The sequence below is a fragment of the Streptomyces sp. HUAS CB01 genome (genome assembly GCF_030406905.1).
GTDB lineage: Bacteria > Actinomycetota > Actinomycetes > Streptomycetales > Streptomycetaceae > Streptomyces > Streptomyces chengbuensis.
This window is the reverse complement of record NZ_CP129137.1, coordinates 1,015,725-1,041,950: the sequence shown is the minus strand read 5'-3', so window position 1 is coordinate 1,041,950 and position 26,226 is coordinate 1,015,725. Positions and strand designations below refer to the sequence as shown.

General features: G+C 73.7%; 19 protein-coding genes and 3 pseudogenes. 9 read left to right on the top strand and 13 right to left on the bottom strand.

Features of this window, described 5'->3' with window-relative positions:
- Positions 1–422: 422 nt before the first annotated feature.
- The 3 genes from QRN89_RS04655 to QRN89_RS04645 all read left to right on the top strand — a co-directional run bounded on the left by QRN89_RS04655 (position 423) and on the right by QRN89_RS04645 (position 5,737).
- A complete protein-coding gene (locus QRN89_RS04655; RefSeq protein ID WP_290348076.1) occupies positions 423–1,049 on the top strand; it encodes a YigZ family protein in 627 nt (208 codons plus the stop codon).
- Between the two features lie 180 nt (positions 1,050–1,229).
- Complete coding sequence (locus QRN89_RS04650; RefSeq protein ID WP_290348075.1) at positions 1,230–2,396, top strand: exonuclease SbcCD subunit D; 1,167 nt, start codon at positions 1,230–1,232, stop codon at positions 2,394–2,396.
- Complete coding sequence (locus tag QRN89_RS04645; protein ID WP_290348074.1) at positions 2,393–5,737, top strand: AAA family ATPase; 3,345 nt, start codon at positions 2,393–2,395, stop codon at positions 5,735–5,737. Before QRN89_RS04650 ends, QRN89_RS04645 begins: the two co-directional genes overlap by 4 nt.
- Here the strand turns inward: QRN89_RS04645 and QRN89_RS04640 are convergent.
- A complete protein-coding gene (locus QRN89_RS04640; protein ID WP_290348073.1) occupies positions 5,727–6,173 on the bottom strand; it encodes an Lrp/AsnC family transcriptional regulator in 447 nt (148 codons plus the stop codon). The genes QRN89_RS04645 and QRN89_RS04640 overlap by 11 nt on opposite strands.
- A gap of 94 nt (positions 6,174–6,267) precedes the next feature.
- On the opposite strand from QRN89_RS04640, the gene QRN89_RS04635 reads away from it, so the two are divergent.
- Together QRN89_RS04635 and QRN89_RS04630 are read left to right on the top strand one after the other, a co-directional pair.
- Positions 6,268–6,777, top strand: a complete 510-nt coding sequence (locus tag QRN89_RS04635) for a rhodanese-like domain-containing protein (protein WP_290348072.1) — start codon at positions 6,268–6,270, stop codon at positions 6,775–6,777.
- Positions 6,778–6,972: 195 nt separating this feature from the next.
- The gene (locus QRN89_RS04630) at positions 6,973–7,827 is read left to right on the top strand and encodes an SDR family oxidoreductase (RefSeq protein ID WP_290348071.1); all 855 of its coding nucleotides are present in this window, start codon (positions 6,973–6,975) and stop codon (positions 7,825–7,827) included.
- Between the two features lie 114 nt (positions 7,828–7,941).
- On the opposite strand, the gene QRN89_RS04625 is transcribed toward QRN89_RS04630, so the two are convergent.
- Both QRN89_RS04625 and QRN89_RS04620 read right to left on the bottom strand, forming a co-directional pair.
- Positions 7,942–9,630 (bottom strand): DUF885 domain-containing protein, encoded by a 1,689-nt coding sequence (locus QRN89_RS04625; protein WP_290348070.1) that lies wholly within the window; start codon positions 9,628–9,630, stop codon positions 7,942–7,944.
- Positions 9,631–9,688: 58 nt separating this feature from the next.
- Positions 9,689–10,198: an Lrp/AsnC family transcriptional regulator gene (locus QRN89_RS04620; RefSeq protein WP_290348069.1), complete on the bottom strand. Its 510-nt coding sequence runs from the start codon at positions 10,196–10,198 to the stop codon at positions 9,689–9,691.
- 60 nt (positions 10,199–10,258) lie between these two features.
- Here QRN89_RS04620 and QRN89_RS04615 point away from each other — a divergent pair.
- Positions 10,259–11,338, top strand: a pseudogene (locus QRN89_RS04615) (trans-sulfuration enzyme family protein); the annotation flags it as partial.
- Positions 11,339–11,396: 58 nt separating this feature from the next.
- On the opposite strand, the gene QRN89_RS04610 reads toward QRN89_RS04615, so the two are convergent.
- The 3 genes and pseudogenes from QRN89_RS04610 to QRN89_RS04600 all read right to left on the bottom strand — a co-directional run bounded on the left by QRN89_RS04610 (position 11,397) and on the right by QRN89_RS04600 (position 15,136).
- On the bottom strand, positions 11,397–12,848 hold the full coding sequence (locus QRN89_RS04610; RefSeq protein WP_290348068.1) for a GNAT family N-acetyltransferase: 1,452 nt from the start codon (positions 12,846–12,848) through the stop codon (positions 11,397–11,399).
- A 925-nt stretch (positions 12,849–13,773) separates the two neighbouring features.
- Positions 13,774–14,250: pseudogene (locus tag QRN89_RS04605) on the bottom strand (PhoD-like phosphatase N-terminal domain-containing protein); the annotation flags it as partial.
- Positions 14,251–14,305: 55 nt separating this feature from the next.
- Positions 14,306–15,136, bottom strand: a complete 831-nt coding sequence (locus tag QRN89_RS04600) for an alpha/beta fold hydrolase (protein ID WP_290348067.1) — start codon at positions 15,134–15,136, stop codon at positions 14,306–14,308.
- A 285-nt stretch (positions 15,137–15,421) separates the two neighbouring features.
- Here QRN89_RS04600 and QRN89_RS04595 point away from each other — a divergent pair, with 285 nt between their 5' ends.
- Entirely contained in the window at positions 15,422–16,303 is an 882-nt protein-coding gene (locus tag QRN89_RS04595) for an RNA polymerase sigma-70 factor (protein ID WP_290353565.1), read from the top strand.
- 293 nt (positions 16,304–16,596) lie between these two features.
- Positions 16,597–17,358, top strand: coding sequence for a GntR family transcriptional regulator (locus tag QRN89_RS04590; protein ID WP_290348066.1), 762 nt, complete (start codon positions 16,597–16,599; stop codon positions 17,356–17,358).
- A gap of 32 nt (positions 17,359–17,390) precedes the next feature.
- Here the strand turns inward: QRN89_RS04590 and QRN89_RS04585 are convergent, their stop codons facing one another.
- Positions 17,391–18,548: an ROK family transcriptional regulator gene (locus QRN89_RS04585; RefSeq protein WP_290348065.1), complete on the bottom strand. Its 1,158-nt coding sequence runs from the start codon at positions 18,546–18,548 to the stop codon at positions 17,391–17,393.
- Positions 18,549–18,957: 409 nt separating this feature from the next.
- On the opposite strand from QRN89_RS04585, the gene QRN89_RS04580 reads away from it, so the two are divergent.
- A complete protein-coding gene (locus tag QRN89_RS04580; RefSeq protein ID WP_290348064.1) occupies positions 18,958–19,392 on the top strand; it encodes a hypothetical protein in 435 nt (144 codons plus the stop codon).
- Between the two features lie 66 nt (positions 19,393–19,458).
- Here the strand turns inward: QRN89_RS04580 and mug are convergent, their stop codons facing one another.
- From mug to QRN89_RS04550, 6 genes and pseudogenes are all read right to left on the bottom strand, one after another.
- Positions 19,459–20,013, bottom strand: a complete 555-nt coding sequence (gene mug, locus QRN89_RS04575; RefSeq protein ID WP_290348063.1) for a G/U mismatch-specific DNA glycosylase — start codon at positions 20,011–20,013, stop codon at positions 19,459–19,461.
- A gap of 14 nt (positions 20,014–20,027) precedes the next feature.
- Positions 20,028–21,461 (bottom strand): adenylosuccinate lyase, encoded by a 1,434-nt coding sequence (purB, locus tag QRN89_RS04570; RefSeq protein WP_290348062.1) that lies wholly within the window; start codon positions 21,459–21,461, stop codon positions 20,028–20,030.
- Between the two features lie 59 nt (positions 21,462–21,520).
- Entirely contained in the window at positions 21,521–22,348 is an 828-nt protein-coding gene (locus tag QRN89_RS04565) for an SGNH/GDSL hydrolase family protein (RefSeq protein ID WP_290348061.1), read from the bottom strand.
- Positions 22,349–22,428: 80 nt separating this feature from the next.
- Positions 22,429–23,451 carry a hemolysin family protein gene (locus QRN89_RS04560; protein ID WP_290348060.1) on the bottom strand — a complete coding sequence of 341 codons (1,023 nt, stop codon included), beginning with the start codon at positions 23,449–23,451 and terminating at the stop codon, positions 22,429–22,431.
- Between the two features lie 548 nt (positions 23,452–23,999).
- Positions 24,000–25,334: pseudogene (locus QRN89_RS04555) on the bottom strand (hemolysin family protein); the annotation flags it as partial.
- Positions 25,335–25,570: 236 nt separating this feature from the next.
- On the bottom strand, positions 25,571–25,993 hold the full coding sequence (locus QRN89_RS04550; protein ID WP_290348059.1) for a GNAT family N-acetyltransferase: 423 nt from the start codon (positions 25,991–25,993) through the stop codon (positions 25,571–25,573).
- Between the last annotated feature and the right edge of the window lie 233 nt (positions 25,994–26,226).

Below are 26,226 nucleotides of genomic sequence, written 5' to 3'. Positions count from 1 at the left end.
GCAACGCCCCCGCGGGTGTGGCCGCTCGAGCCGTCCTCCGGTGCCGTTGACCGGCAGCGGAGGACGACGTCGGGGGCGCCACCCTCGCGGAACCCCACCCTGCCGACACCGAACGCGAGGGCGAGCGTGGGCTCCGGCCGGGCCGGCGGTTCCGGATCGCGCTCACAGGTGCGGTCGGCCGCCGAGGCATCGCCGGCAGGCCGCACACCCCGCAACCGCCCGGCGTGCGCCTCCGGCGATCGTCCGCTACCGCCTCGTCCCCACCCGCACCCGCCGCGGGCGATCCCGTCCCGCACCCGGGCCCGCCGTCCGCAGCACCCGCCCCGCCCACGCGGCCCACCAGGCACGCGCACCGGGCCTGCCGCCGGTCCGCCCGAGGACCGGGCGGACCGGCGGGCCGCGGAGCGGCATAGGGTGGCGGGATGCAGGAGCAGTACCGGACGGTCGCCCGTGAGGGCGTGCACGAGATCGAGATCAACCGATCGCGCTTCCTCTGCGCGCTCAGCCCGGCCGCGACCGAACAGGAGGCGCAGGACTTCGTCGCGCGCGTCCGCAAGGAGCACCCGACCGCCACCCACAACTGCTTCGCCTACGTCATCGGCGCCGACGCCGCCGTCCAGAAGGCGAGCGACGACGGCGAGCCCGGCGGCACGGCCGGCGTGCCGATGCTCCAGATGCTCCTCCGCCGTGACGTCCGCTACGCCGTGGCCGTCGTGACCCGTTACTACGGTGGCGTCAAGCTCGGTGCGGGCGGGCTCATCCGCGCGTACGGCGGTGCGGTCGGCGAGGCCCTGGACGCGCTCGGCACCGTGACCCGGCAGCGCTTCCGGCTCGCCACCGTCACCGTCGACCACCAGCGTGCGGGCAAGGTCGAGAACGACCTGCGCGCGACCGGCCGGGAGGTCCGTGACGTGCGGTACGGGGAGGCGGTCACGATCGAGGTCGGGCTGCCCGACTCCGAGGTGGACGTCTTCCGCGCCTGGCTCGCGGACACCACTGCGGGTACGGCGGGGCTGGAGCTCGGGGGAGAGGCGTACCGGGACGCCTGAAGCCGGGCAGCATAGCCCGGATCGAGCCGGTCCCTCCCGGAAACGGGCGAAAACCGAGCCCCCGGAAGGAGCGGGCGACCACCGGCGCTAACGTGGTCGGTGCCGTCCGACGGGCCACGCGCCCGCCGGGCGCCGGCTTCCGGGCCGGGGAGGGGACACGATCAGGTCGGAGCCGTTTTCTTGAGATTTCTGCACACGTCGGACTGGCATCTCGGGCGCTCGTTCCACCGGGTGAGCCTGCTCGGCGCACAGGAGGCGTTCCTCGACCATCTGGTCGCGACCGCGCGCGAACACGACGTAGACGCCGTGCTCGTGGCAGGGGACGTCTACGACAGGGCCGTCCCGCCCCTGGCCGCCGTGGAACTGTTCGACGACGTGCTGCACCGGCTCGCCGACGCGGGCGTACCCACCGTGATGATCTCCGGCAACCACGACTCCGCCCGCCGGCTCGGAGTCGCCTCCGGGCTGATCGAACGCGCCGGGATCCACCTGCGGACGGACCCGGCCGGCTGCGCCACCCCCGTGGTGCTGCGCGACGGGCACGGCGACGTCGCGTTCTACGGTCTGCCGTACCTGGAACCCTCCCTCGTACGGGACGAGTTCCGCACGGCGGCCGCGGGCCACGAGGCCGTCCTCGGCGCCGCGATGGAGCGGGTGCGGGCGGACCTCGCGCAACGGGCGCCCGGCACCCGCTCCGTCGTCCTCGCGCACGCCTTCGTCGCGGGCGGCGAACCGAGCGACAGCGAGCGGGACATCACCGTCGGCGGCGTGGCGGCCGTCCCCTCCGGACTCTTCGACGGCGTCGACTACACGGCCCTGGGCCATCTGCACGGCTGCCAGACCATCAACACGCGGGTGCGGTACTCCGGTTCCCCGCTCGCGTACTCGTTCTCCGAGACCCACCACCGCAAGACCGTGTGGCTCGTCGAACTCGGCCCGGCCGGGGAGATCGCCGCGGAACGGCTGGACTGCCCGGTGCCACGGCCGCTCGCCCGCATCGAGGGCAGGCTCGAGGACCTCCTCGCGGATGCCGCGTGGGCACCCCACGAGGATGCCTGGGTCGAAGCCACCCTCACCGACCCCGTGCGGCCCGCCGAACCCATGGCCCGGCTCGCCGAACGCTTCCCGCACGTCCTGAGCCTCGTCTTCGCCCCCGAGCGCGGCGACGAGGACGGGGCCGCCTCCTACGCGGAGCGGCTGCGCGACCGTGACGACCACCAGATCGCGGAGGACTTCGTGACCCACGTCCGCGGGGGCAGCGGCCCCGACGACCGCGAACGGGCCGTGCTCCGCGCCGCCTTCGACGACGTACGGGTGGACACGGCCGTCCGCGAGGTGGCCGGGTGAGACTGCACCGGCTGGAGATCACCGCCTTCGGTCCCTTCGGCGCACGGCAGCAGGTCGACTTCGACGCACTGTCCGCCGCCGGTCTGTTCCTGCTGCACGGACCGACGGGGGCCGGCAAGACCTCCGTCCTGGACGCCGTCTGCTACGCCCTGTACGGCGCGGTGCCCGGCGCCCGGCAGAGCCCCGGCACCTCGCTGCGCAGCGACCACGCGCCCGCCGGCACGTCCACCGAGGTGTGTCTGGACCTGACCGTGGGCGGCCGCCGGCTGGAGATCACCCGGCGGCCCGCGCAGCCCCGCCCCAAGAAGAAGGGCACCGGCGTCACCACCGAGAAGGCCCAGAGCCTGCTGCGGGAGTACGACCCGGCGCGCGGTGCGTGGAAGGCGCTCAGCCGCTCGCACCAGGAGATCGGCGAGGAGATCACCCAGCTCGTCGGCATGAGCCGGGAGCAGTTCTGCCAGGTCGTCCTGCTGCCGCAGGGCGACTTCGCCCGCTTCCTGCGGGCGGACGCGGAAGCGCGCGGAAGACTGCTGGGGAGGCTCTTCGACACCCGGCGCTTCGCTCTGGTCGAGGAACGCCTCGCCGAACTGCGCCGCGCCGCCGAGCAGCAGGTGCGGGACGGCGACGAGCGGCTGCTGGCCCTGGCCCACCGGATGGGCCAGGCGGCCGGGAACACGGCAGGCGACTGGCCCGCGCCCGCGCACCGGCCGGGGGAGCCCGGTCTGGCCGACGCGGTGCTGCAGTGGGCGGCCGTGGCCCGTGCGGGCGCCCGGGAACGGCTCGCCGTCGCCGATGCGGCCCGGTCCGCGGCGGAGACCCGTCAGTCCGGCGCCCGGCGCGCCCTGGACGCCGAACGGGAACTGGCCGCACTGCAGCAGCGCCACGCCGACGCCGTACGGCGGGCGGCGGAGCTGGAGGACCGGAGGCCGGCCCGGGAACGCGTACGGGCACGACTGGAGAAGGCCCGCAAGGCCGAACTGGTCGGACCGGCCCTCCGGTTGCGCGACGACGCCGAACGGGAGCACCGGACCGCGGACACCGCCTGGCAGCGGGCGAGGGCAGCCCTTCCCGTGGCGCTGGCGGACGCGGGCGCCGAACAGCTCTCCGCGCTCGAACGCGAACTCCGCCAGGAGCTCGGAGGGCTGGACGCCGCACGGCGTGCCGAGCGGCGCAGCGCCGAGATCACCCGTGAACGCGAGGAACTGGAGCGCCAGGCCCGCCACGACGAGGGACTCCTCCAGGACGCCGAGGGCTGGCTCGCCGACTGGGACGGGGTGCGCCGCGCACTCCAGGACCGGATCGAGGCGGCGCAGGAGGCCGCCACCCGCGCCGAACACCTCGCGGGACGGCTGGAACCGGCCCGCCGTCGGGTGACCGCCGCCCGCGAACGCGACCGCCTCGCCGCCCGGACCGAGGCCGTCGAGGACGACCTCCGCGCGGCGCGCGAGCGGGCCAACACGGCCCACGAGACCTGGCTCGACCTCAAGGAACGCCGGCTGCGCGGCATCGCCGCCGAACTCGCCGCCGGGCTGGCCCCCGGCGAACCCTGCGCGGTCTGCGGCTCCGCCGAGCATCCCGACCCGGCCGAGGCCGGCGAAGCCCACGTCGACCGCGCGGGCGAGGACGCCGCCTACGGGGCGTACGCCGACGCCGACCAGGAGCGCACCGAGGCCGAGCGGCAACTGGCGGTGCTGCGCGGGGCGTTCACGGCCGCGAGGGACGCGGCACGCGAGGCCGATCCCGCCGACGTGCGGGACGGCGGCGGCACGGACGTGCCGGACGGTGGAGCGCACCGCAGGACGTCGTCCCCGTCGGAGCCGGCCATTCCGTCACCTTCCGCGGCCCCCGACGACCTGCGCGACGGCGGCACGGCGAACGGGTCCGGCGGCCGGGCCGTCGCCGGCGTCGCCGCGCAGACCGCGGCCGGGAGTACCGCGGACGCCCGGCGGGACACGGCCGCGGCCCCGGAGCGGCGAACGGCGGAGAGGCCTTCCCACGGCGTGGCCGTCGCCGACCACGACGACACGCTCCACGGGAGCGACGCTCGCGGCGGCGCCGCGCCCGCGGACCCCGCCGTCGCCGACCTGGAAGCGGCTGTCGCCCGGCTGGAGCGCGAGTACCGGGACGCCCACGCGCTGGCGGCCGGGATGCACGCCGCCCGCGAGGAACTGGACCGGGCCGAGCGGGAGCACGAGGAGCGGCTGGCGGCGCGTCAGGAGGCCGAGCGACGTACGGTCGCGCGGACGTCGCGGCGGGAAGCGCTCGACAGCGAGCGGACCGCACTGGACGCGGAGGTGGCACGCGCCGTCGGCGGTACGGGGAGCGTCGCCGAGCGGACCGCGCTGCTGGACCGGCGCATCGCGCTGCTCTCGAGTGCAGCCGAGGCCGTCCGCGCGGCGGACGCCGCCGCCCGCCGCCTGAAGGAGGCCGACGACCGGCTCTCCGACGCGGCGTTCCGTGCCGGGTACGACACCCCCGCCGACGCGGCTGCCGCGCTCCTGGACGAAGCGGAACAGCGGGACCTCCAGGGGCGGCTCGACGCCTGGCAGGCCGAGGAGGCCGCCGTGGCCGACCGCCTCGCCGAACCCGGGCCCCGCTCGGCCGCGGCCCTGCCGCCCGCCCGGCCCGAGGCCGCGCTGCACGCGTCGGACGCCGCCGAACGCGCGCTGCGCGACGCGGTCTCGGCCCTCGACTCCGCCCGTGAACGCTGCGCGGAGCTCGACCGGCTGTCCCGCCAGGCCGCGACCGAGGCACGCAGGCTCGGGCCCGTGCGCGACGAGTACGAGCGCGTCGCCCGGCTCGCCGGCCTCGCCGCGGGCACCTCCGCCGACAACGAACGCAGGATGCGTCTGGAGTCCTACGTCCTGGCGGCGCGGCTGGAGCAGGTCGCTGCGGCGGCCACCGTACGGCTGCAGCGCATGTCCGCGGGCCGCTACACCCTGGTGCACTCGGACGCGCGGTCCGGCGGCAAGCGCTCCGGGCTGGGTCTGCACGTCGTCGACGCGTGGACCGGCAAGGAACGGGACACGGCGACGCTCTCCGGCGGCGAGACGTTCTTCGCCTCCCTCGCCCTGGCGCTCGGCCTCGCCGACGTCGTCACCGACGAGGCCGGCGGCGTGCGCCTGGACACCCTCTTCATCGACGAGGGCTTCGGCAGCCTCGACGACCAGACGCTCGACGAAGTGCTCGACGTCCTCGACTCGCTGCGCGAACGCGACCGCAGTGTGGGCATCGTCAGCCACGTCGGCGATCTGCGCCGCCGGATCCCCGCCCAGCTGGAGGTCGTCAAGGAACGCGACGGCTCGGCCGTGCGGCTGCGCGCGGCGCCGGTCAGCGGCTGAGCGGCCGCCGGGGGAGGGGCGAGGAGTACACGACGCTCGTCGTCACCGAGCCGAGAGCGCCGATCCGACCCGAGACCTCCTCCAGATGGCTCATGGAGCGGGCGGCGACCTTCAGGACGAAGCAGTCGTCGCCCGTCACATGGTGGGCCTCGAGGATCTCGGGGGTCGTGCCGAGCAGGTCGTGGAAGGGCCTGTAGTTGCCGTTCGGGTAGCGGAGCCGGACGAAGGCGAGGATGGGCAGCCCGAGGCGCTCCTGGTCCACGACGGCGGTGTAGCCGGAGATCACTCCCGCCTCCTCCAGCCTGCGGACCCGCTCCGTCACCGCGCTCGGCGACATGGACACCGTCCTCGCGAGCTCGGCGAAGCTGGCACGCCCGTCGGTCTGCAGGGCGTCGAGGATGCGCCAGTCCGTGGCGTCCGGTGAATATCCCGTCATGTGCGACAGGTTGCAGGGCGATCCCCGGCCGATCAAGGCGTCCACCGGGGAATCCCCCTTCAGCCGCGTGACCAGGGGCCATAGATTCGTGGCCATGACAGCCATTCCGGCCACGACAGCACCGACAGCGGCACGGTCCGCCGCGAACCCCGTCCTCCGGGTGCCGCCGGCCTCTCCGGCAGCGGCCGTCGCGCACTTCTCCGCGAGCCTCGCCTTCCACGCCGACGTCTCCGACGTGGCGGCCGCGCTGGCCGCCGACGGCGACCCCGGTTTCGTCGTGCTCGACTCCCGCTCCACGGAGGCCTGGGACGAGGGCCATGTCCCGGGTGCCGTGCATCTGCCCACCGCGCTCGTCCGTGAACAGGCCGAACGGCTCCTGGACAGGTCGGTGCCGGTCGTCACCTACTGCTGGGGCCCGGGCTGCAACGGCGCCACGCGTGCCGCGCTGGCCCTGGCCGAACTCGGCTTCCCGGTCAAGGAGATGCTCGGCGGCTTCGAGTACTGGGTGCGCGAGGGCTTCGCGTACGAGACACGGCAGGGCACGGAGCGCCGCGCGCCCGACCCGCTCACGGCACCGTCCGGCGCGGTGGACTGCGGCTGCTGACCCGCGGCCCGGAGCCCTCGGTGGACGCGCGGTCCGTCGGCCGTCGGTTGCGGCTTCGGTCTCGGCGGCCGCCCGGCCCTCGGCGGAGGCGTGGTCACCCGCCCCTCGGCGGACGCGTGGCCGCCCGGCCCTCGGCGGACGCCCGGCCGGAAACCCGGATGACAGCACGCACAGCCCGGGCCAGGATGGGCTGCCATGCCCCAGCTCCCTCATCCCACCGCGGCGGACCTCCGGCGTGACCCCGTTCCACTGCGCGGCAGGACGGCCCTCGTCACGGGTGCCAGTCGCCGCGGCGGCATCGGATTCGCCGTCGCCCGCAGGCTCGCCGCCCTCGGCGCGAGCGTCTATCTGCACCACCACGTCCCGCACGACGAGACCCAGGCCTGGGGCGCCGACCCGGGCGGTCCCGAGGCGGTCGCAGACGCCGTGCGCGAGGTGCTCGCCGACCCCGCGGCACGGGTGGTCCACGGGCCCGGCGACCTCTCGGACCCGGCCGCACCGGGGGAACTGCTGACGCGCGCGGCCGAGGCACTCGGCGGCCGGGTCGACATCCTCGTCGCCAACCACGCGCTCAGCGGCCGCGACGGCACCCTCGACACCGTCGACGCGGCGATGCTGGACGCCCACTGGGCCGTGGACACCCGGTCCGTGGTGCTGCTGGTGCAGGCGTACGCGCGGCTGCGTGCGGCCCTCCCCCCGCGCACGCCGGGCGGCCGGGTCGTGATGATGACCTCGGGCCAGGACATCGGCGGCGGAATGCCGTACGAGGTCGCCTACGCCCTCGCCAAGGGTGCCCTCGCCTCCGCGACCAGGACCCTCGCCACCGCTCTCGCGGAGCACTCCGTCACCGTGAACACCGTCAACCCCGGCCCCGTCGACACGGACTACCTCACGGGCGAGGCGTACGAGGCGGTCGCCGCGTGCTTCCCCGCCGGACGCTGGGGCATGCCGGACGACCCGGCACGGCTCATCGCCTGGCTGGCGACGGACGAGGCCGAGTGGGTCACGGGACAGGTCGTCGACTCGGAAGGCGGCTTCCGCCGCGCCTGACGGGTGCGGCGGCGTCCCCGGCTTCCGCCGCACCGCCGGATCCGCACCGGCCGGCCGCACGGGCGGACCGCCCGGCGGCCCGTACGGCCGGCCGGTGCGACGGGACGCCTGCCGTCAGAGCTTCGAGAGTTCGTCCACCAGGTCGTCCAGCCCCAGCGGGCCCTGCGACAGCGCCGCCATGTGCCACGCCTTCGCGTCGAACGCGTCCCCGTGCGCCGCCCTGGCTCGCTCCCTCCCCAGCAGCCAGGCCCGCTCGCCCAGCTTGTAGCCGATCGCCTGCGCCGGCATGGAGAGATAACGCGTCAGCTCGCTCTCGACGAAGTCCGCGGGCCGTCCGCTGTGCCGGCCGAAGAACTCCTCGGCCAGCTCCGGCGTCCAGCGCTCGCCGGGGTGGAACGGCGACTCCGGGGGGATCTCCAGCTCCAGGTGCATGCCGATGTCGACGATCACCCGGCAGGCCCGCATCATCTGGGCGTCCAGATAGCCCAGCCGGCGCTCGGCGTCCGGCAGGAAGCCGAGTTCGTCCATGAGCCGCTCGGCGTACAGCGCCCAGCCCTCCGCGTTGGCGCTCACCCCGCCGACGGTCGCCTGGTACCGCGACAGGTCGTCGGCGACGTGGACCCACTGCGCGATCTGCAGATGGTGCCCCGGTACACCCTCGTGGTACCAGGTGGAGACCAGGTCGTACACGGGGAAGCGGGTCTCGCCCATGGTCGGCAGCCAGGTCCGTCCCGGGCGCGAGAAGTCCTCGGACGGGCCCGTGTAGTAGGGGGCGGCCGCGCTGCCCGGGGGCGCGATGCGGGACTCCACCACCCGCACCCGCTCGGCGAGTTCGAAATGCGTGCCGTCCAGGGCCTCGATCGCCTCGTCCATGAGCTTCTGCAGCCACTCGCGGACTTCCTCGACCCCTTCGATGTGGGTGCCGTGCACGTCGAGGTGGGCCAGCGCCTCCCAGGGACCCGAGCCCGGAAGGATCTTGTCCGCCTCGGTCTTCATCTCCTCGAGCAGCCGGTGGTACTCGGACCAGCCGTACGCGTACGCCTCATCGAGATCGAGATCCGTACCGTTGAAGAAGCGGACCCAGCGGGCGTAGCGCTCGCGCCCCACCGTGTCGGGGGACCCCTCGATCGCGGGGGCGTACACGTCGCGCATCCAGTCGCGCAGCGAGCGGAAGGCCGAGGTGGCGAGGCCCGCGGCGGTGTCGAGCTCGGCACGCAGTTCGTCCGGACCGGCCGTGACGAAGTCCTCGAACCAGCCGCGCCCGTCCGGCCTGCCCGTCCACTCGTCGAGCTGCGCGACGAAGGCGGCCGTGGGCCGCGGACCGGCGGGGAGCTTGCGCTCCAGCCCGAGGGCCAGTGAGGCACGGTAGCCCTCGAGGGAGTCCGGGACGGCCCGCAGCCGCTCCGCCACAGCCGTCCAGTCCTCCTTCGACGCGGTCGGCATCACGGTGAAGACATTGCGCACGGCGTGGGCGGGGGAGCGCAGATTGCTGACGGTGCGCAGGCCCTCCTCGGCATCGTGCACGGCGAGTTCGGCGGTGAGCCGTTCGCGCAGCAGACGGCCGCAGCGCCGCTCCGCGTCCGAGTCGGCGCCGGGAAGCTTCTCCGCCTCGTCGAGCCGGACGAGCGTCGCGCGGGCGAGTTCGGCCACGGCCTCCTGGCCGGCCGGGGAGAAGTCGGGGAGGCGGCCCGCGCTCTCCGGGACTCCCAGGTAGGTACCGGTGATCGGGTCGAGGGCGATGAGTGCGTCGACGTAGGCGTCGGCGACCTGGCGGGGCAGCGCGCTGCTCGGTGTCTCTGGCATGCGCTCATCCTGGTACGAGCGAGGGCCCGGCGTCATCACCGAGCGATCTCACGACGCCTCAGTCGGCTGACAAATGAGCATGCCTGGTGGGTTCTTGAGCAGGTGGGAGCAGAGGTCCGCACTCCCACTGCTGGAAGATCAGACGGGTCTCCACACGGGCGACTTCACGCCGCGCCGTGAACTCGTCGAGCACCAGCCGCTGCAGGTCCGCCGCGCCGGTCACGGCGACATGCACCAGATAGTCGTCGGGGCCCGTCAGGTGGAAGAGCGCACGTGACTCCGGCAGCGCCCGGATCCGCTCGACGAACGGACCGATCAGTTCCCTCCGGTGCGGTCGTACCTGGACCATCAGAAGCGCCTCGAGACCCCTTCCGAGTTTGGCTGGATCGAGTCGTAGCTGGTGCCCGAGGATGATCCCGCTGCGGCGCAGCCGGCTCACCCGGTCCAGGCAGGTGGAGGGAGCGACGCCCACCTCGGCGGCCACCTCCCGGTAGGTGGTCCGGGCGTCGTTCTGCAGGATGCGCAGTATGTGCAGATCGACCGGGTCGAGAGCGACAGAATCGGCCATGGCCCGAACGTAGCACGGAGTGATCGCCCTACCACCCGGTAATTGTTCAGAGTGCGCGCCATGGATATCGCCGCCTCGAACGCCCCCGCACCCACCAGGGCGCTCGCCACCGAAGCCGTGCACGCCGGACGCGAGGATCTCGTGGAGCTCGGTCTGCACGCCGCACCGATCGACCTGTCCACCACCTACCCCTCGTACGACGTCGAGGCGGAGGCGGCGCGCATCGACGCGTTCGCCACCACCGGCGGGCGGCTGGACGGGCCGCCCGTCTACGCCCGTCTCGACAACCCGACGACGGCCCGTTTCGAGACCGCGCTGGCCCGGCTCGAGGGCACGGAGAGTGCGGTGGCGTTCGCCAGCGGCATGGCCGCCCTGACCGCGGTTCTGCTGGTCAGGGCCTCGATGGGGCTGCGCCACGTGGTGGCGGTCCGGCCGCTGTACGGCTGCAGCGACCATCTGCTGGACGGTGGACTGCTCGGCACCGAGGTGACCTGGACGGACCCGGCGGGCGTCGCCGCCGCGATCCGGCCCGACACCGGTCTGGTGATGGTCGAGACCCCCGCCAACCCGACCCTGGCCGAGACCGACATCGCCGCGCTCGCGCACTCCTGCGGCTCGGTCCCGCTGCTCGTCGACAACACCTTCGCCACGCCCGTGCTCCAGCGGCCCGTGGAGCACGGAGCCCGGATCGTGCTGCACAGCGCGACCAAGTACCTCGGGGGGCACGGCGATGTGATGGGCGGCGTCGTCGCCTGTGACGAGGAGTTCGCCGCCGCGCTGCGTCAGGTGCGCTTCGCGACCGGCGGAGTGCTGCACCCGATGGCCGGCTATCTGCTGCTCCGAGGCCTGTCCACGCTGCCGGTGCGGGTCCGGGCCGCGTCGACCACCGCCGCCGACCTCGCCCGCCGGCTCGCCGCGGATCCGCGGGTCGCCCGGGTCCACTACCCCTCGGTCGGCGGCGCCATGGTCTCCTTCGAGGTGTACGGGGACCCCCGGGACGTGATCGCCGGTGTCCGGCTCATCACCCCCGCCGTCAGCCTCGGCAGCGTCGACTCGCTGATCCAGCACCCGGCCTCCATCAGCCACCGGATCGTGGCCGAGGGAGACCGGCGTGCCGCGGGCGTCAGCGACCGGCTGCTGCGGATGTCGGTCGGCCTGGAGGACGTCGAGGACCTCTGGTCCGATCTCTGCGAGGCGCTCAGCGCTCGGCGCGGCCCCGCTCGGGCCGCTCGGGGGCGAGCTCCCGTTCCTGGGGCAGTGCACGCGGTGCCTCGTACGGAAGCCGTGAGCGCACCGGAGCCGCGTCCAGCCGCGCGGTGATCACGAGGGTGCCCTCCTCGATCTGGTAGTCGAGCGGGAGGCCGAGCCCGCGCATGGCCGCGACCATACCGGTGTTGGACGACTGCGTCACGGCGTACACGCTCTCGCAGCCCGCCTCGACGGCCATCGCCACCAGCCGGCCGAGCAGCTCGGCGCCGATGCCGCGGCGCTGCCACTCGTCCTCGACGAGGAGCGCGACCTCGGTCTCGTCGCCGTCCCAGAGCAGATGGCCGAGGGCGACGATCCGGCCGGACGCGGTCTCCACGGCGAGCGTGCGGCCGAACCGCGGGCTGAGGAGATGGTTGAGATAGCGGTCCGCGTCGCCGACCGGCCCGTGGTAGCGCAGCCCGAGGGTCCGGGCGGAGCAGCGGTCGTGCATCGCGCGGGCGGCGGCGACATCGCCCTGGTCCGCGCGGCGGACGGTGATCTCGTTGCCCTCCGGGAGCGTCAGCACGTCCTGGCTGCGCGGGATGCGCGGGCCGAGGCGGGCGTCCAGCTCGATGAGGGCACGGGCCCGGGCGAACTCGGTCGGGGTGAAGGGCAGATAGGCGCGCTCGACCGTGATCGTGCCGCCGTTCGGGTCGCGCAGCCGTATCACGGTCTCGTCCAGGACGCCCTCCTCCGGAACCGGATCGCCGGTCGGCCGGCCCGCGAGGGTTTCCGCGGGCAGCGAGTGGATGGTGCAGCGGCCGAGCAACTGCCGCAGTGCCAGCGGGAGTTCGGCGGCGTCGAGGGCGGTGCGGGTGGCGAGCCCCAGCAGCCGGGTCGGGGTGTCGACCAGGTCGTGGGCGTCGGCGCGCTCGATCCAGGTGCTGCCGCCGCCCGCGGCCGAGACCGCCCGGGTGATCTCCTGGGCCTGGAGGGCGGCGGGTGCCCGCAGGAGGAACTCGTCGACCGTGCCGTCCGCCAGGGGGTGCGTCTGCAGCGTCAGGATGTCCACCTGGTGGCGGGCCAGGGCCGTGCACAGGGCGGCGAGACTGCCCGGCTCGTCCCGGACGGTCGTCCGCATCCGCCACAGGGCCGTCTCCCGGTGGGCCGGGCCGGTGGCGCCCGACGTGCCGGCGGTCCCGGAGCCGGTGGCTCCGGGACCGCCGGTATCGGCGGTGGGAGGCGCATGGCTGTGGCGGCGTGCCCACCAGGTGTGGAACGCGGCCGTGGCGACGAGCGCGACGGCCGAGGCGACCAGCAGGTACGGGCCGTCCGGACCGTGGGCGATCATGTTCGCTATGGCGTCGGCCACGGCGACGGCGGTGAACAGTGCTGCCAGTTCGACGAGATCCCGCCGCCAGTGGTGGCGGCGGGTGCTCTTCACGGAGTTCACGTCAGTCATGCCATCACTGTGACCGAGTGGTGTTGCCTGATCACGAACGCTTTGTGACTGATGGGTTAAGGCCGGTTCTTGCATGTTATGGCCCGCTTTCTCCCGAGTCTGTCGTTGAAGGATCACGGCGATGACGCAGGGCGGTCAGCAGCCTGGCCGCGTGGGCGACCAGCCGGGAGGAGCCACCCCGCGCGGCCGGCTCGTGGAGGCCTGCGGGCTCCTCGGGGCGGACCGCCCCCACGGCCGCCCCGCACCGCTCCACGCAGTCGGCGGCCACGGAAGGAATCTCCCCCGTGCCCCGCGGTGGATCACCGCCGTCCTGCAGGCCGGGCAGTGCCGCCCCCAGTACCGACCACGTCGTCGCGTACGCACCGGTCGCGGAGGCCGATCGGGCCGAATCCGCCAGCCGGTTCGGCTCGACCGTACCAAGGGCGACGAGCTCCGCAACGTCGTGTCCCAGCCGACCTGCGTCGGAGCTGACCACGAGCCGCGAGCACGAGCAGGGCGTCGACGGCCGCCGGCCGGCCCTCGGCGTGACGGGCTCCGAGACCGTGGGACGGGCCGGATGGAGAGCCTCACCTGCGGGGCCGCCGGCCTTCGCCGACTCCGGCAACAGCGCCGCGCGCACGGGACTCAACCGGTGTGCGAATCCGGCGAGTTCCCTCCTCGGCTCCTCGGCCCGGCCGCCGCGGCCACGCCGGGGGGCGGTGTGGCGGGCCACCAGCTTCAGCGCCCGTTCCCGAACCGCCGTGCCCTCGTGCCCGAACGCCTCCGCCCCGCCCGGCAGCAGTTCCGCGGCCGCGTCGGGATCGCGCCTCGGATCCGCCCCGAGCAGGACCAGTCGGGCCCGGACCGGCTTCCTCCCGGTACGGCGGAGCACGGCAGCCGACATCTCCGCGAGCCGGGCCGCCGTCAGATCACCCGCAGCGGCGAGCCGCGCCGGAGCGGTGCGGAACGTGCCGTGCACCGGTTCCCCGGTGCGCCGCGGGTCGTCGGGATCGGGCCAGGGTCACCCGGTAGTGGATCTGTTCGCACGGGGGCAGACCGTGCAGCGCGGTCGTCCCGGTGAAGTCGGTCCCCTGCCCGAGCAGCGGGCCTGCCATGTGCGCGCGGGGGAACGACTCGGTGGCCGACGTCTCCACGGTCATCCTCGCCGGCCGGTCCGACCGTACTCACACCAGGCCCGACGACGCCGTCACATCGCCGGCCTGTACGCCCCACGCCGCACTCGGCCTGCCCCCAGCGCCTGGGCGGGAGCGGCGGCGCCCACGGTGGGCGCCGCCGACGCGGCGAGCGAACCGCGCAGCACTGGTACGGCGGTTGCAGGACGTCGTTGGGGCCTCCTGACGGCAGTGGACGCTGCCGCGCCCGTGCCCGGCGCTCCACGGAGGCCGGCACGCGGACCGCACATGAACACCCGGCCGTCGGCGCCCCGGTGGGCGGCGGCCTGTCGGCGCCCGGTCCGGTCAGCGGCTGCCGTCGAGGAGGACGCGTGCGACGAGCGCGGGATCGTCGTTCATCGGCACATGACCGCACCCCGGCAGCCGGACGAGGCGTGCACCGGGGATGGCGCGCTTGGCCCTGATGCCCTGACGGCGCAGCAGCAGGCGGTCCCGGGTGCCCCACGCGACCGTGACGGGGACACCGGGCACGTCGGAGGCGAACAGCACCCGCCGGCCGGCGTCGAGCGTCTCACGGAAGCCCGTGGCGTCGCGGAGGGCCAGGGTCTCGGCCACGACCGCCTGCGGTGAACGGCGCCCGGGGCGGGCGTAGATGGTGCTGGTCAGCGCCGCCCGACCGGCTGCGGTGCGGGACAGCCGGCCGAGCACGGGCTCGGGCACCATCCGGGCACCGCGGCGCATGGCGAGCAGGGTCCCGAAGGCGTACCGGCGCTCGGCCCCCGTCCAGAACCCGGCGGGGGAGAGGGCGGTGACGGACCGTACGAGCTTCTCCCGGCCGAGTTCCAGCGCGAGCAGCCCGCCGAGCGAGTTGCCGGCGACGTGGGGCCGCTCGATGCCGAGTGCCTCGCAGAGAGCGCCGAGCGCGGGGACGACGGTGGAGAGGTGGTACGACATGCCGTGCGGCAGCGCGGGGGACGAGCCGAAGCCGGGGAGGTCGACCGCGATCACGTCGCGTTCCGGTGCGAGCAGCGGCAGCACCGGCTCCCACGCCTGCCAGTGGTGGCCGATGCCGTGGAGCAGCAGCAGGGGTTCGCCCGTGCCCTGGCGTTCGTACGACACCGACAGCGTGTGGGGCCCGCCGGGGGAATCGACCGTGAAAGAGATCTTCGAGACCATGCTGCCGCTCCTGACGTGACTTCATATACGCGTTGTCAGCAACAATTACCGCCCAGTAGCACCCTCGACAAGAGGGGCGAGGGCCGGGATGCGTCTCCACGGGCGCCCGGAACTCCGGCGCCGGCCCGGGCGGACGACCCCTCCCCGCCCCTCTCGCGCAGGTGGCGGTCCGTGACCGCGCCCCCTGTGACCGCGCCGACCGTGACCGTGCACGCCGCCGCGATGTGGTCGGCGACGCACGGGGATCGCCTGGACATCACCGCTGCCGTGGGCTGGGATGGGCATGTGGCAGGCGATACGGCGACCGATGTCTTCGAGGCCCACCGTTCCGTGCTGACGGGGGTGGCCTACCGCATGCTGGGCCGCTTCACCGATGCCGAGGACGTGGTGCAGGAAGCCTGGCTGCGGTGGACGGCGGAGGACCGCTCCGACGTCCGCGAGCCGCGCGGCTACCTCGTACGCATCACGACCCGGCTCGCCATCGACCGGCTGCGGCAGGCACAGTCGCGGCGTGAGTCCTATGTCGGCCCCTGGCTCCCCGAGCCCATCGCCACCCGATCCGGGCACAGCGTCCCCGACTCGGCCGAGCGCGCCGAGCTGACGGAGTCCGTGTCGTTCGCCGTGCTCGTGGTGCTGGAGTCCCTGTCGCCCCTGGAGCGCGCGGTGTTCGTGCTGCGGGAGGCGTTCGGCTTCCCGTACGGCGAGATCGCCACCACCCTCGACCGCAGCGAGGCGGCCGTGCGGCAGCTCGCCGGACGCGCCCGGCGCCATGTCGACGAGCGCAAGCCGCGGTACGACGTCGACCCGGCCGAACGCCGCGACCTGACCGAGCGGTTCCTCGCCGCGGCCTCCGGCGGCGACCTCGACGCGCTGCTCAGCCTCCTCGCTCCCGACGTCCGGCTCGTCGGCGACAGCGGAGGGAAGGCGAAGGCGCCGCTGCGCGTCATCGAATCCGCCGACAAGGTGGGGCGCTTCCTGTTCGCCGTGGCCCAGCAGCCCATCCCCGGCGTGGAGTTCCGCATCCTCGACCTCAACGGCGCGCCCGGCCTGCTGGTGCTGGCCGAGGGCAAGCCGGACACCGTCGTCCAGATCGAGGCCAGGGACGGACGCATCCAGTGCGTCTACATCGTCCGCAACCCCGACAAGCTCACCGCCCTCACGGCGTAGCGCTCACTGCCCCGAGGAGCAGGGCCCGCCCTGCTCAGGGAGGCAACGGCCCCTCGTCGCACCGCCCGCGGCCCCGCGCCGGCCCGTTCGCGGGGCCTTGCCGCGTGCGCCTCTCCGTGACGGGAACGCCGCGTGAACGCTCTGTGGCAACGCGCGATTCCCCTGCGTAACGGGCGCAGGATTGGTCTTGACCAAGGGGGTGGGCCGCCCTATGGTCGCAGAGTTAGTGCAGGAACCTTTAATAAACAAGGGCGCGGAAAGCCGCCGGGGCCACGGCGATTGCGGAGGACAGGGTGGGGACCACGCAGCTGGAGACGGTGCCGGAGCCGAAGTACTGGCACCTGAAGACCGTGATCGGCGAGGCGCTCGACTCCGACTTCGCGGTCGGGGAGATCCTGCCCAACGAACGTGAACTCGCCGCCCGTTTCGGTGTCGCACGTGCCACCCTCCGCCAGGCGCTCGAGCAGCTCGAGCTGGAGGGCAGGCTGCAGCGCCGCCGGGGGGTCGGCACCACCGTCGCCCCTCCCCGCATGGGTGTGGACGTCTCCACCTCCCCGAACGACTGGCCCGGCGCCACCGGAGACCCCTGGCAAGCCGTCGACTGCACCCTCGCCGCGCCGCCCGCCGCCGTCGCGCGCGTGCTCGACACGGAGGGCGACGAGTCCGTGTACATCGTGCGCCGGCTCCTCGTCACGCACGGCCAGCCGGTGGCCGCCGAACTCCTCTACGTCCCGACGGCCTCCGTGCCCGATCTCTCCGGGATCGACACCCCCTCCGGCACGACGCGCGCCCGCGGGGTGCTGCGCGAGCTGCAGCGTCTCGCCCTCGAGGGCCAGGACCGCGCCGTCGAGCTCGGCTCGGCCCGCGCCGACGACGCCAAGGAACTGGAGCGTCTCCCAGGCGCGCCCGTCCTCGTCGTCACCACCCGGTACTTCTCGGAGGGCCGCACCGCCATCGCGTCGGTCGCGACCTACCGTGCCGACACCTGCCGGCTGACCTTCGGCGACTCCGGCGACCTGGAGATCCGGCACGACGGCCGGCGCCGCGCCTCCTGACCGTTCGGACAGGCACCCACGGCCCGGAGCGCTCAGCGCCGGGCCGTCACCGTTCCCTCGACGGCGAACAGCTGCTCCTCCACATGATCGAGGGCGAGCCGCAGCGCTCCCGTCGCGACCGCCGCTTCGCCGAGCAGTGAGAGCGCCACACGGGGCGGCCGCAGGCAGTAGCGGGACAGCTCGTCCCGCAGCGGGGCGAGCACCCCGTCGAGCCCCGCGGCCCAGCCCCCGACCACCACGAGCTCGGGGTCGAGCGCGAGCACCAGCGCGGCCACGTCGTGCACCAGCCGCTGGATGAACCGGTCGACCGCCGCCAGCGCCCGCTCGTCACCCTCGCGTGCCTCGGCGAACACCTTGGCCACCGCCTGCTCGTCGAGCGGATGCAGCGGCTCGCCGGTCGTCGACAGCAGCGTCTCCGGAGTGACGTCCCTGCCCAGCAGATGCAGCGCGCCGATCTCGCCGGCCGCGCCGCCGTACCCCCGGTGCAACCGCCCGCCGATCAGCGAACCCGCCCCGGGACTGAGCCCCGCGAGGACGAAGACGATGTCGTCGGAGTCCGTCCCCGCACCTTTCCAGTGCTCGGCCACGGCAGCCGCGTTCGCGTCGTTCTCCACGAGCACCGGGCACCGGAACGACCGCCTCAGCCGCTCGCCCAGCGCCAGCCCCGTCCAGCCGGGCAGCGCGGTGCCCAGCCGTACCGTGCCGTCCGCCTCGACGATGCCGGGCGTGCCCACCCCGACCGCGCGCAGGGAACTCCTGGCCACCCCGGTACGGCGCAGCACATCGGCGACGACGGTACGGACCCGCTCGAGACGGTCGTCCGCGCAGGCCCTCTCGGACACCTCGCGGGAGCCGGCCCCGATGATCCGGCCGTCGAGACCCGACAGCAGCGCGGCGATCCGGTGCGGGCCGATCTCCACACCCAGCAGATGCCCGGCCTCCGCACGGAACCGGAACCGTCGCGCCGGACGCCCCTGCCTCCGGGCCTCGCCCTCCTCGGGGCCCGTCTCCATGACGAGCCCGGACGTGACGAGCCCTTCGAGTACGCCCTCGACGGTCGGCCGGGAGAGACCCGTGATCCGGGTCAGATCGGTGAGCGTGGGGGAGTCGGATCCCCGCAGCGCGTGGAGCACCACTGCGGAATTGATCCGCCGCAGCAGCGACGGGTCGCCTCCGGTCAGCCGCCCCACCGTGTGTCCCTCCAGCTCGTACGCGTGTCTGGCGGATCGTACTCAATGGCGGCGGGACTCGGCGAGCACTCGGGCCACGGCTGGATCACGGAGTGGTCTGCGCAGTGGTGCGGCCGTGTTGAGCGACCTCATACCTTTACGCCCGCCTTGTCTCCTCCGCCGTGTGTGACACGAGGGGAAGCGTCGCGGACCACCTGCCGGACCGGACGGGCAACTGGTCTCCGCCGGCATCCGGAGGGACTTGTCGGTCGGCGGAACGGTCGGCGGAACGGTCAGTGGAGCGGTCGGTGGAGCGGTCCGACGGTGACGGCCGCACGGGCGCCGGGCAGTGTGCGCAGACTGGTGGGCGGTCCGCCGCCGGACGCCTGACAGACCGCCACATGTCAGTGGGGAAAGGTTTACTGACTCCATGACCATCGCACGGCATCTGGCGACCATCGACCTGCTGCGCTCCCGGCCCTTCCCCGCGCAGCCGGTCAGGTCGGACGTGGGCACCAGTGCCCCGGGCTACCACACGGCCGAGCTGAGCACGAGCGAGGAGTTCCGCGACGACCGATCGCGGAGGGAGGTCACCGAGGAGCAGTACGACGCGGAGCGGGAGGCGCTCGCCGCCGTCCTCAGCGCGCGATGGGGTCTGCCTCAGGTCTTCAGTCTGAGTTCGGTGCTCGCCAGGTCCGTCGAGGAGGAGCACATACCCGAGCCCTGGGGCCTGCTCAGCGCGTCGGTGCCGGACGTGCACGTGTGGCACGTCGAGGGCCAGTGGGTCGTGCTGGGGGTCTCCCAATGGGACACCGAGCTGCCGTACCAGCTGCTGGCCGTCGTCACCGAGGTCGATCCGCCATGAGGGCCGTCCCGCAACACCCGCCCGGACGAAGACCTCGGCCCCTGAAGGGAAGCGCCCGGGCGTGGGTCAGGACGCCGGAGCCGCCGCGGCCGCTCGCAGCCGGCCGTACTCCTCCGCCATGGCCCGCAGTGTCCAGTGGGCGTTCAGCCCGCTGGGGTTCGGCAGGGCCCAGATCCGGGTTCCGCCGATCATGCGGTCCTGCGGGCCGATGCGCGCTCCTCGGTCCCCGAAGGCCGTGCGGTAGGCGGTGACTCCCGCGACGGCCAGCCAGCGGGGGCGATGGCGTTCCACCTTCTCCCTGAGGATCCGGCCGCCCTCGCGGAACTCCTCGGCGGTGAGTTCGTCCGCCCGCGCGGTGGCGCGGGCAGCGACATTGGTGATGCCCAGCCCGTGGGACAGCAGCTCCTCCTGCTCGGACGGCATCAACTGCCGCGCGGTGAAGCCCGACGCATGGAGGACGGGCCAGAAGCGGTTGCCGGGCCGGGCGAAGTGATGCCCCGTCGCGGCCGTCATCAGCCCGGGGTTGATCCCGCAGAAGAGGACGGACAGACCGTCCGCGATCACATCGGGGACGAGGCGATCGCGGGCGGCCTCCAGCTCGGCGGCGGTGATCCGGGGCACAGGGGGGCGCGGGGTCAGAGGATGGAACCCGGCGTGTAGGCGGCGGCGTCCGGGTGCTGCTTGGCGATCTCCTCGATGCGGGAGACCACCGACGCGACCTGGTCGCTCGCCGCGCCGGTGAAGGACAGCTTGTCGGCCATCAGCGCGTCCAGCTGGGCACGGTCCAGCGGGATGCGGTCGTCGGCGGCGAGCTTGTCCAGCAGTTCGTTCCGCTCGGCGCCCTGCTCGCGCATGGCCAGGGCGGAGGCGACCGCGTTCTCCTTGATGGCCTCGTGGGCGACCTCGCGGCCGACGCCCGCCCGCACGGAACCCATCAGCACCTTGGTGGTCGCGAGGAACGGCAGGTACCGGTCGAGCTCGCGAGCCACGACGGCGGGGAAGGCACCGAACTCGTCGAGCACGGTCAGGAAGGTCTCCAGCAGGCCGTCGAACGCGAAGAACGCGTCCGGGAGCGCGACCCGGCGCACGACCGAGCAGGACACGTCGCCCTCGTTCCACTGGTCGCCCGCCAGCTCGCCGGTCATCGAGGCGTAGCCGCGCAGGATGACCATGAGGCCGTTGACGCGCTCGCAGGAGCGGGTGTTCATCTTGTGCGGCATCGCGGAGGAGCCGACCTGGCCCGGCTTGAAGCCCTCGGTGACGAGCTCGTGTCCGGCCATCAGCCGGATCGTCTTCGCCAACGACGAGGGCGCGGCGGCGAGTTGCACCAGCGTCGTGACCACGTCGTAGTCCAGCGACCGCGGATAGACCTGACCCACGGAGGTGAAGGCATGGGCGAAGCCGAGATGGCCCGCGATGCGCTGCTCCAGCTCCTGCAGCTTCGCGGCGTCCCCGCCGAGGAGGTCGAGCATGTCCTGGGCCGTGCCGACCGGACCCTTGATACCGCGCAGCGGGTAGCGGGCGAGGAGCTCCTCGACCCGGGAGTGGGCCACCAGCAGCTCGTCCGCCGCCGTCGCGAACCGCTTGCCCAGCGTCGTGGCCTGCGCCGCGACGTTGTGGGACCGGCCGGCCATCACCAGCTCGGCGTACTCGGCGGACAGCCTGCCGAGCCGGGCCAGCACGGCGACCGTACGGTCCCGCACCAGCTCGAGCGAGAGCCGGATCTGCAGCTGCTCGACGTTCTCGGTGAGGTCGCGGGAGGTCATGCCCTTGTGCACGTGCTCGTGGCCGGCGAGGGCGTTGAACTCCTCGATCCGTGCCTTCACGTCGTGCCGGGTGACCTTCTCCCGCTCGGCGATGGAGCCCAGGTCGACTTCGTCGAGGACCCGCTCGTAGTCGGCGAGGGCGGCGTCCGGCACCTCGATCCCGAGGTCCTTCTGTGCGCGCAGCACAGCCAGCCAGAGCTGACGCTCCAGCTTCACCTTGTGCTCGGGGGACCACAGCTCGGCGAGCTCCGCCGAGGCGTAGCGGCCGGCCAGGACGTTGGGGATGCGAGGCTTTGCAGTCACGTGTACGGATTCTACTGGCGGTTCGCGCAGGCCAGCGCCCCGCCCCGATTTGTGGCTTGCTACGAGAGGCCGGCGTCGTGCAGGCCGGCGTCGTGCAGTCCGGTCCGAGGGCTGCCGTCCGCGTCCCACGCCAGCAGCTCCGGACGCTTCGGGGGCAGGCCGTCGCCCGACGAGCGTCCGGTGAGGCGCCGGCCGATCCACGGAATCAGGTGTTCCCGCGCGAACCGGAGATCGGCGGACCGGCGGGCCGCCCAGCCGAGGGGGACATGCGGGGGCAGGGGGGAGCGCCAGTCGTCCTCGGCGGCCAGGCCGAGCGCCTGCCAGACGGCCTCGGCCACCCTCCGGTGCCCCTCCGCCGTGAGATGCAGCCGGTCCACGTCCCACAGGCGCTGGTCACCGAGGACCTCCGCGCCGTACAGGTCGACGACCAGCGCGCCGTGCCGGGCCGCCAGGCCGTCGATGTGCTCGAACAGCTCCTCCATGCGGGGCCGGAAGCGCTGCATGACCGGCCCCTGCCGGCCCGGACTGCGCATCAGCACCAGCCGGCGGCAGCTGGGAGCGAGGCGTTCGACGGCCTCTTCCAGCAGGTCGCGTACCCGGGCCATGTCGCACTTGGGGCGCAGCGTGTCGTTGAGGCCGCCGACCAGCGTGACCACGTCCGCCCGCATCGCGGCGGCGACGCCCACCTGCTCCTCGACGATCTGGCCGATGAGCTTGCCCCGGACGGCCAGGTTCGCGTACTCGAAGCCGGGCGTGCGGGCGGCCAGCCGAGCGGCGAGGAGATCCGCCCAGCCCCGGTACGTGCCGTCGGGGAGCAGATCCGACATGCCCTCGGTGAAGGAGTCACCGACCGCGACAAGACTGGTGTATGAGGCATTCATCTCCATGGCCGTGCGATCCTACCGCGCGGTATGTCGTGCCCTCGCCGTGGCCCGGAGCCGGACCCGTCAGCGGCCGTCAGCGAGCGTCAGCGGGGCCGGCCGGGAGGCCCGACCAGGATGCGGAGCACGTCCTCCATCGTGACCAGGCCGGCGAGCCTCCCGTTCTCGTCCAGGACCGCCGCCAGGTGGGTGCGGCTGCGTCGCATGGCGGTCAGTACGTCGTCGAGCGGGGTCCCGGCCCGCACCCGGGCGATGGGACGCAGCGCCGACACCGGGAAGGGGCGGTTGCGGGGCACCTGGTCCAGCGCGTCCTTCACGTGCAGATAGCCGAGGATCCTGCGGGTGCTGTCCACGACGGGGAAGCGGGAGAAGCCGGACTCCGCCGCGAGCCGCTCCAGTTCCTCGGGCGTCGTGCCGACCTGTGCGTAGATCACCCGCTCGACGGGCGTCACCACGTCCACGACCGGGCGCCGTCCCAGCTCCAGGGCGTCCTGCAGGCGCCCGGCCGCCCGGTCGTCGAGCAGCCCGGCGGCCCCGGAGTCGCTCACCATCCGGGCGAGCTCGTCGTCAGAGAAGGTCGCGGTGACCTCGTCCCTGGTCTCGACCCGCAGCAGCTTCAGCAGGGCGTTGGCGAAGGCGTTGATCGTGAAGATGACCGGCTTCAGGGCCCTGGTGAGCGCCACCAGTGGAGGACCGAGGAGCAGGGCGGTGCGGGTCGGCTCCGCCAGCGCGATGTTCTTGGGGACCATCTCGCCGAGCAGCATGTGCAGATAGGTGGCGGCGGCGAGGGCGATCACGAACGAGATCGGATGGATCAGCGCGTGGGGTACGCCGACGGCGTCGAAGACCGGCTCCAGCAGATGGGCGATGGCCGGTTCCGCGACCACGCCCAGCACCAGGGTGCACAGGGTGATGCCGAGCTGGGCGGCGGCGAGCAGCGCCGAGACGTGCTCCAGACCCCACATGACGCTCCGGGCGCGCCGGTTCCCGGCATCCGCCTCGGGCTCGATCTGACTGCGGCGCACGGAGATCATGGCGAACTCGGCCCCCACGAAGAAGGCGTTGACGACCAGCGTCAGAAAGCCGATGAAGAGCTGAACGGCGGTCATCGCGTACCCCTCCTCGTATCGGAGCCGGTGGATCCGTGGCCCCGGCCGGCGCCTCCCGTGCCTTCCGGCTCTCCTGCGGTGCCGGTGCCGGTGCCGGTGCCGGTGCCGCGCGGCCGGGCGGAGCGGTCCGCCCCGTCAGCGGTGCCACTGCTCTCCGGCCGCCCTCCGGAGGCGTCCGGAGTCTCGGCGTCGGACGGCCCGGCGGCGCCGTGGCCGGACCCGTCCGCGGCGCTGCCGGGTGTGTCCACCCGGGGCCCGTCGGGCCGGCCGGACTGTTCCGCCTCACCGTCCTCGCTGCCCTTGCCGTCCCCGCCGGCGGCGCCCGGTCCTTCGGGCGCGCCCGGTGCTCGGGGTTCGCTGCCCTGTCCTGCGGACGCTCGCGGTGTTTCGGGCTCGCCGCCCTTGCCGGCGGCGCCCGGTCCTTCGGGCGCGCCCAGTGCTCGGGCCGGTCCCCGCGCCACCGTGCCCGGTCGTTCCTCCTCGCTCGGCCCCTTCGGCCGCTCGGCCCGCTCGGGTGCTACGGACCCGCGTCGTCGCTGCCCTCGGAGCCGGCCGTCGCGCGCCGGGGGCTCTTCCGTGACACGCGGTTCATGGAGCAGGACCCGCGCGGCCCGTCGCCCCGAGGCGTCGACGACGTCGAGCCGCCAGCCGGCGTGCTCGATGGTGTCGCCGACGGTGGGAATCCGGCCCAGTCGCGCAGCGATCAGCCCGGCCAGCGTCTCGTACGGCCCTTCCGGCACTCGCAGTCCGATGACCTCGAGCTGGTCCATCCGGGCCGCACCGTCCGCCGACCACAGCGCGCGGCCGTCCGCGTCCTCTCCGGCCCGGGCGAGATCCGGCGTCTCGTGCGGATCGTGCTCGTCCCTGACCTCCCCGACGACCTCCTCGACGATGTCCTCCAGGGTCACCACCCCGGCCGTGCCGCCGTACTCGTCGATGACGACGGCCATGGTCCGCTTGCCCGACAGCAGATCGAGCAGCCGGTCGACGGTCAGGGTGGCCGGTACGAGCAGGGGGTCGCGCATCAGCTCGGAGACCGGATGACGGTGGCGGCGCTCGGCCGGAACGGCCAGGACGTCCTTGATGTGCACGACCCCGACGACGGTGTCCAGGCTGCCCCGGTACACCGGGAAGCGGGACAGGCCCGTGGCGCGCGTCGCGTTGGCGACGTCCTCGGCGGTGGCCTGCACATCGAGGGCGGTGACCTGCACGCGAGGCGTCATGACGTTCTCCGCGGTCAGTTCGGCGAGCATCAGGGTCCGCACGAACATCTCCGCGGTGTCCGCCTCCAGCGCCCCTTCCTTGGCGGAGTGGCGGGCCAGGGCGACGAGCTCCTGGGGGCTGCGCGCCGACGCCAGCTCCTCCGTGGGCTCCAGGCCGAGCCGGCGCACGACGCGGTTGGCGGTGTTGTTCAGCTGGCGGATCAGCGGGCGGAAGATCGCGGAGAAGATCCGCTGGGGGGTGGCGACCACCCGGGCGACCGCGAGCGGGCGCGAGATCGCCCAGTTCTTGGGGACCAGCTCTCCCACGACCATCAGGAAGACGGTGGACAGTGCCGTGCCGATGACGAGGGCGAGGGAGGACGCCACGGACGGTGCGGCGCCCAGGGCCCGGAGCGGGCCGCTGATCAGCTTGGCGATGGACGGCTCGGCGAGCATGCCGACGACCAGGTTGGTGACCGTGATGCCCAGCTGGGCGCCGGAGAGGTGGAAGGTGAGTTCCCGTACGGCCTTCAGCGCGCTCGCGGCACCGCGCTCACCCCGTTCGGCCGCCCGTTCGAGATCGACCCGCTCGACGGTGGTGAGGGAGAACTCGGCTGCGACGAATCCCCCGCAGGCGAGTGCGAGCAGCACCGCCACGAGAAGCAGGAGCACTTCGGTCATCGGTTCACCTCCGTCCCATGGTCCGGCAGGGCGATGAGGATCGCGCGACGTCAGCCGCCTGGGGCTCGCGCATGGGAGGACGCTCACACCTTTCGTTCACGCGGAGGGCAAGCGACCCTCCTGGTCTTCGGCCTGTCGTCGGCCGTACGGCAATGCGGGGACCGGCCGGCCCGCCTCTGACGCGCATCCGCCCGCAGGTCCACCGCCCCGCCCGTGGCCGGCCCCGCGCCCGCTCCCTAGGCGAGCGGCTTCACCCAGCGGCTCCACTGCGGCTCGGGCGTGTAGCCGGCCGCCCGCCACGCGGGGTGCGCGGACTCGTTCCGGTCGAGCACCATCGCGTCACCGCGCCTCCCGCCCAGCCTCAGGAACCGCTCCTCCGCCGCCTTGAGCAGCGCACCGCCGACTCCCTGCCGCCGGTGACCGGGATGGACCGCCAGCCGGTAGAGATGGCAGCGCCAGCCGTCGAAACCCGCGATGACCGTTCCGGCCAGCACCCCGTCGCGCTCGGCGAGGATCAGGGCCTCCGGGTCCCTGGCCACCAGCAGTTCGACCCCGCCCCGGTCGTCGCTGATGCTCGTGCCCTCGGCGGCCACCTTCCAGAAGGCGAGCACGGCGTCGAGATCGGCCGGCGAGGCGGGCCTTGTCCGAGGATCGCTCATGGTGGCCATCCCATCACCGTCCCGGACGTGCCGTCGAAGGGATTCCGGGCCCGGCCCGGGTTCCGCCGGTGGCAGGGGCGCATCCCGCCCCGCGCTCCGCGGGTGGTCGCGCCGCCCGCGCCGGAGGTTGCCCCGGCGACGCCCTGGCGTTCCACGGCCGCGCCGTGCTCCACCGCCCTCAACATGCTCCTGCCCACCTGCGCGCCTCCCGCGACCGCTCCGGTGGCACGCCC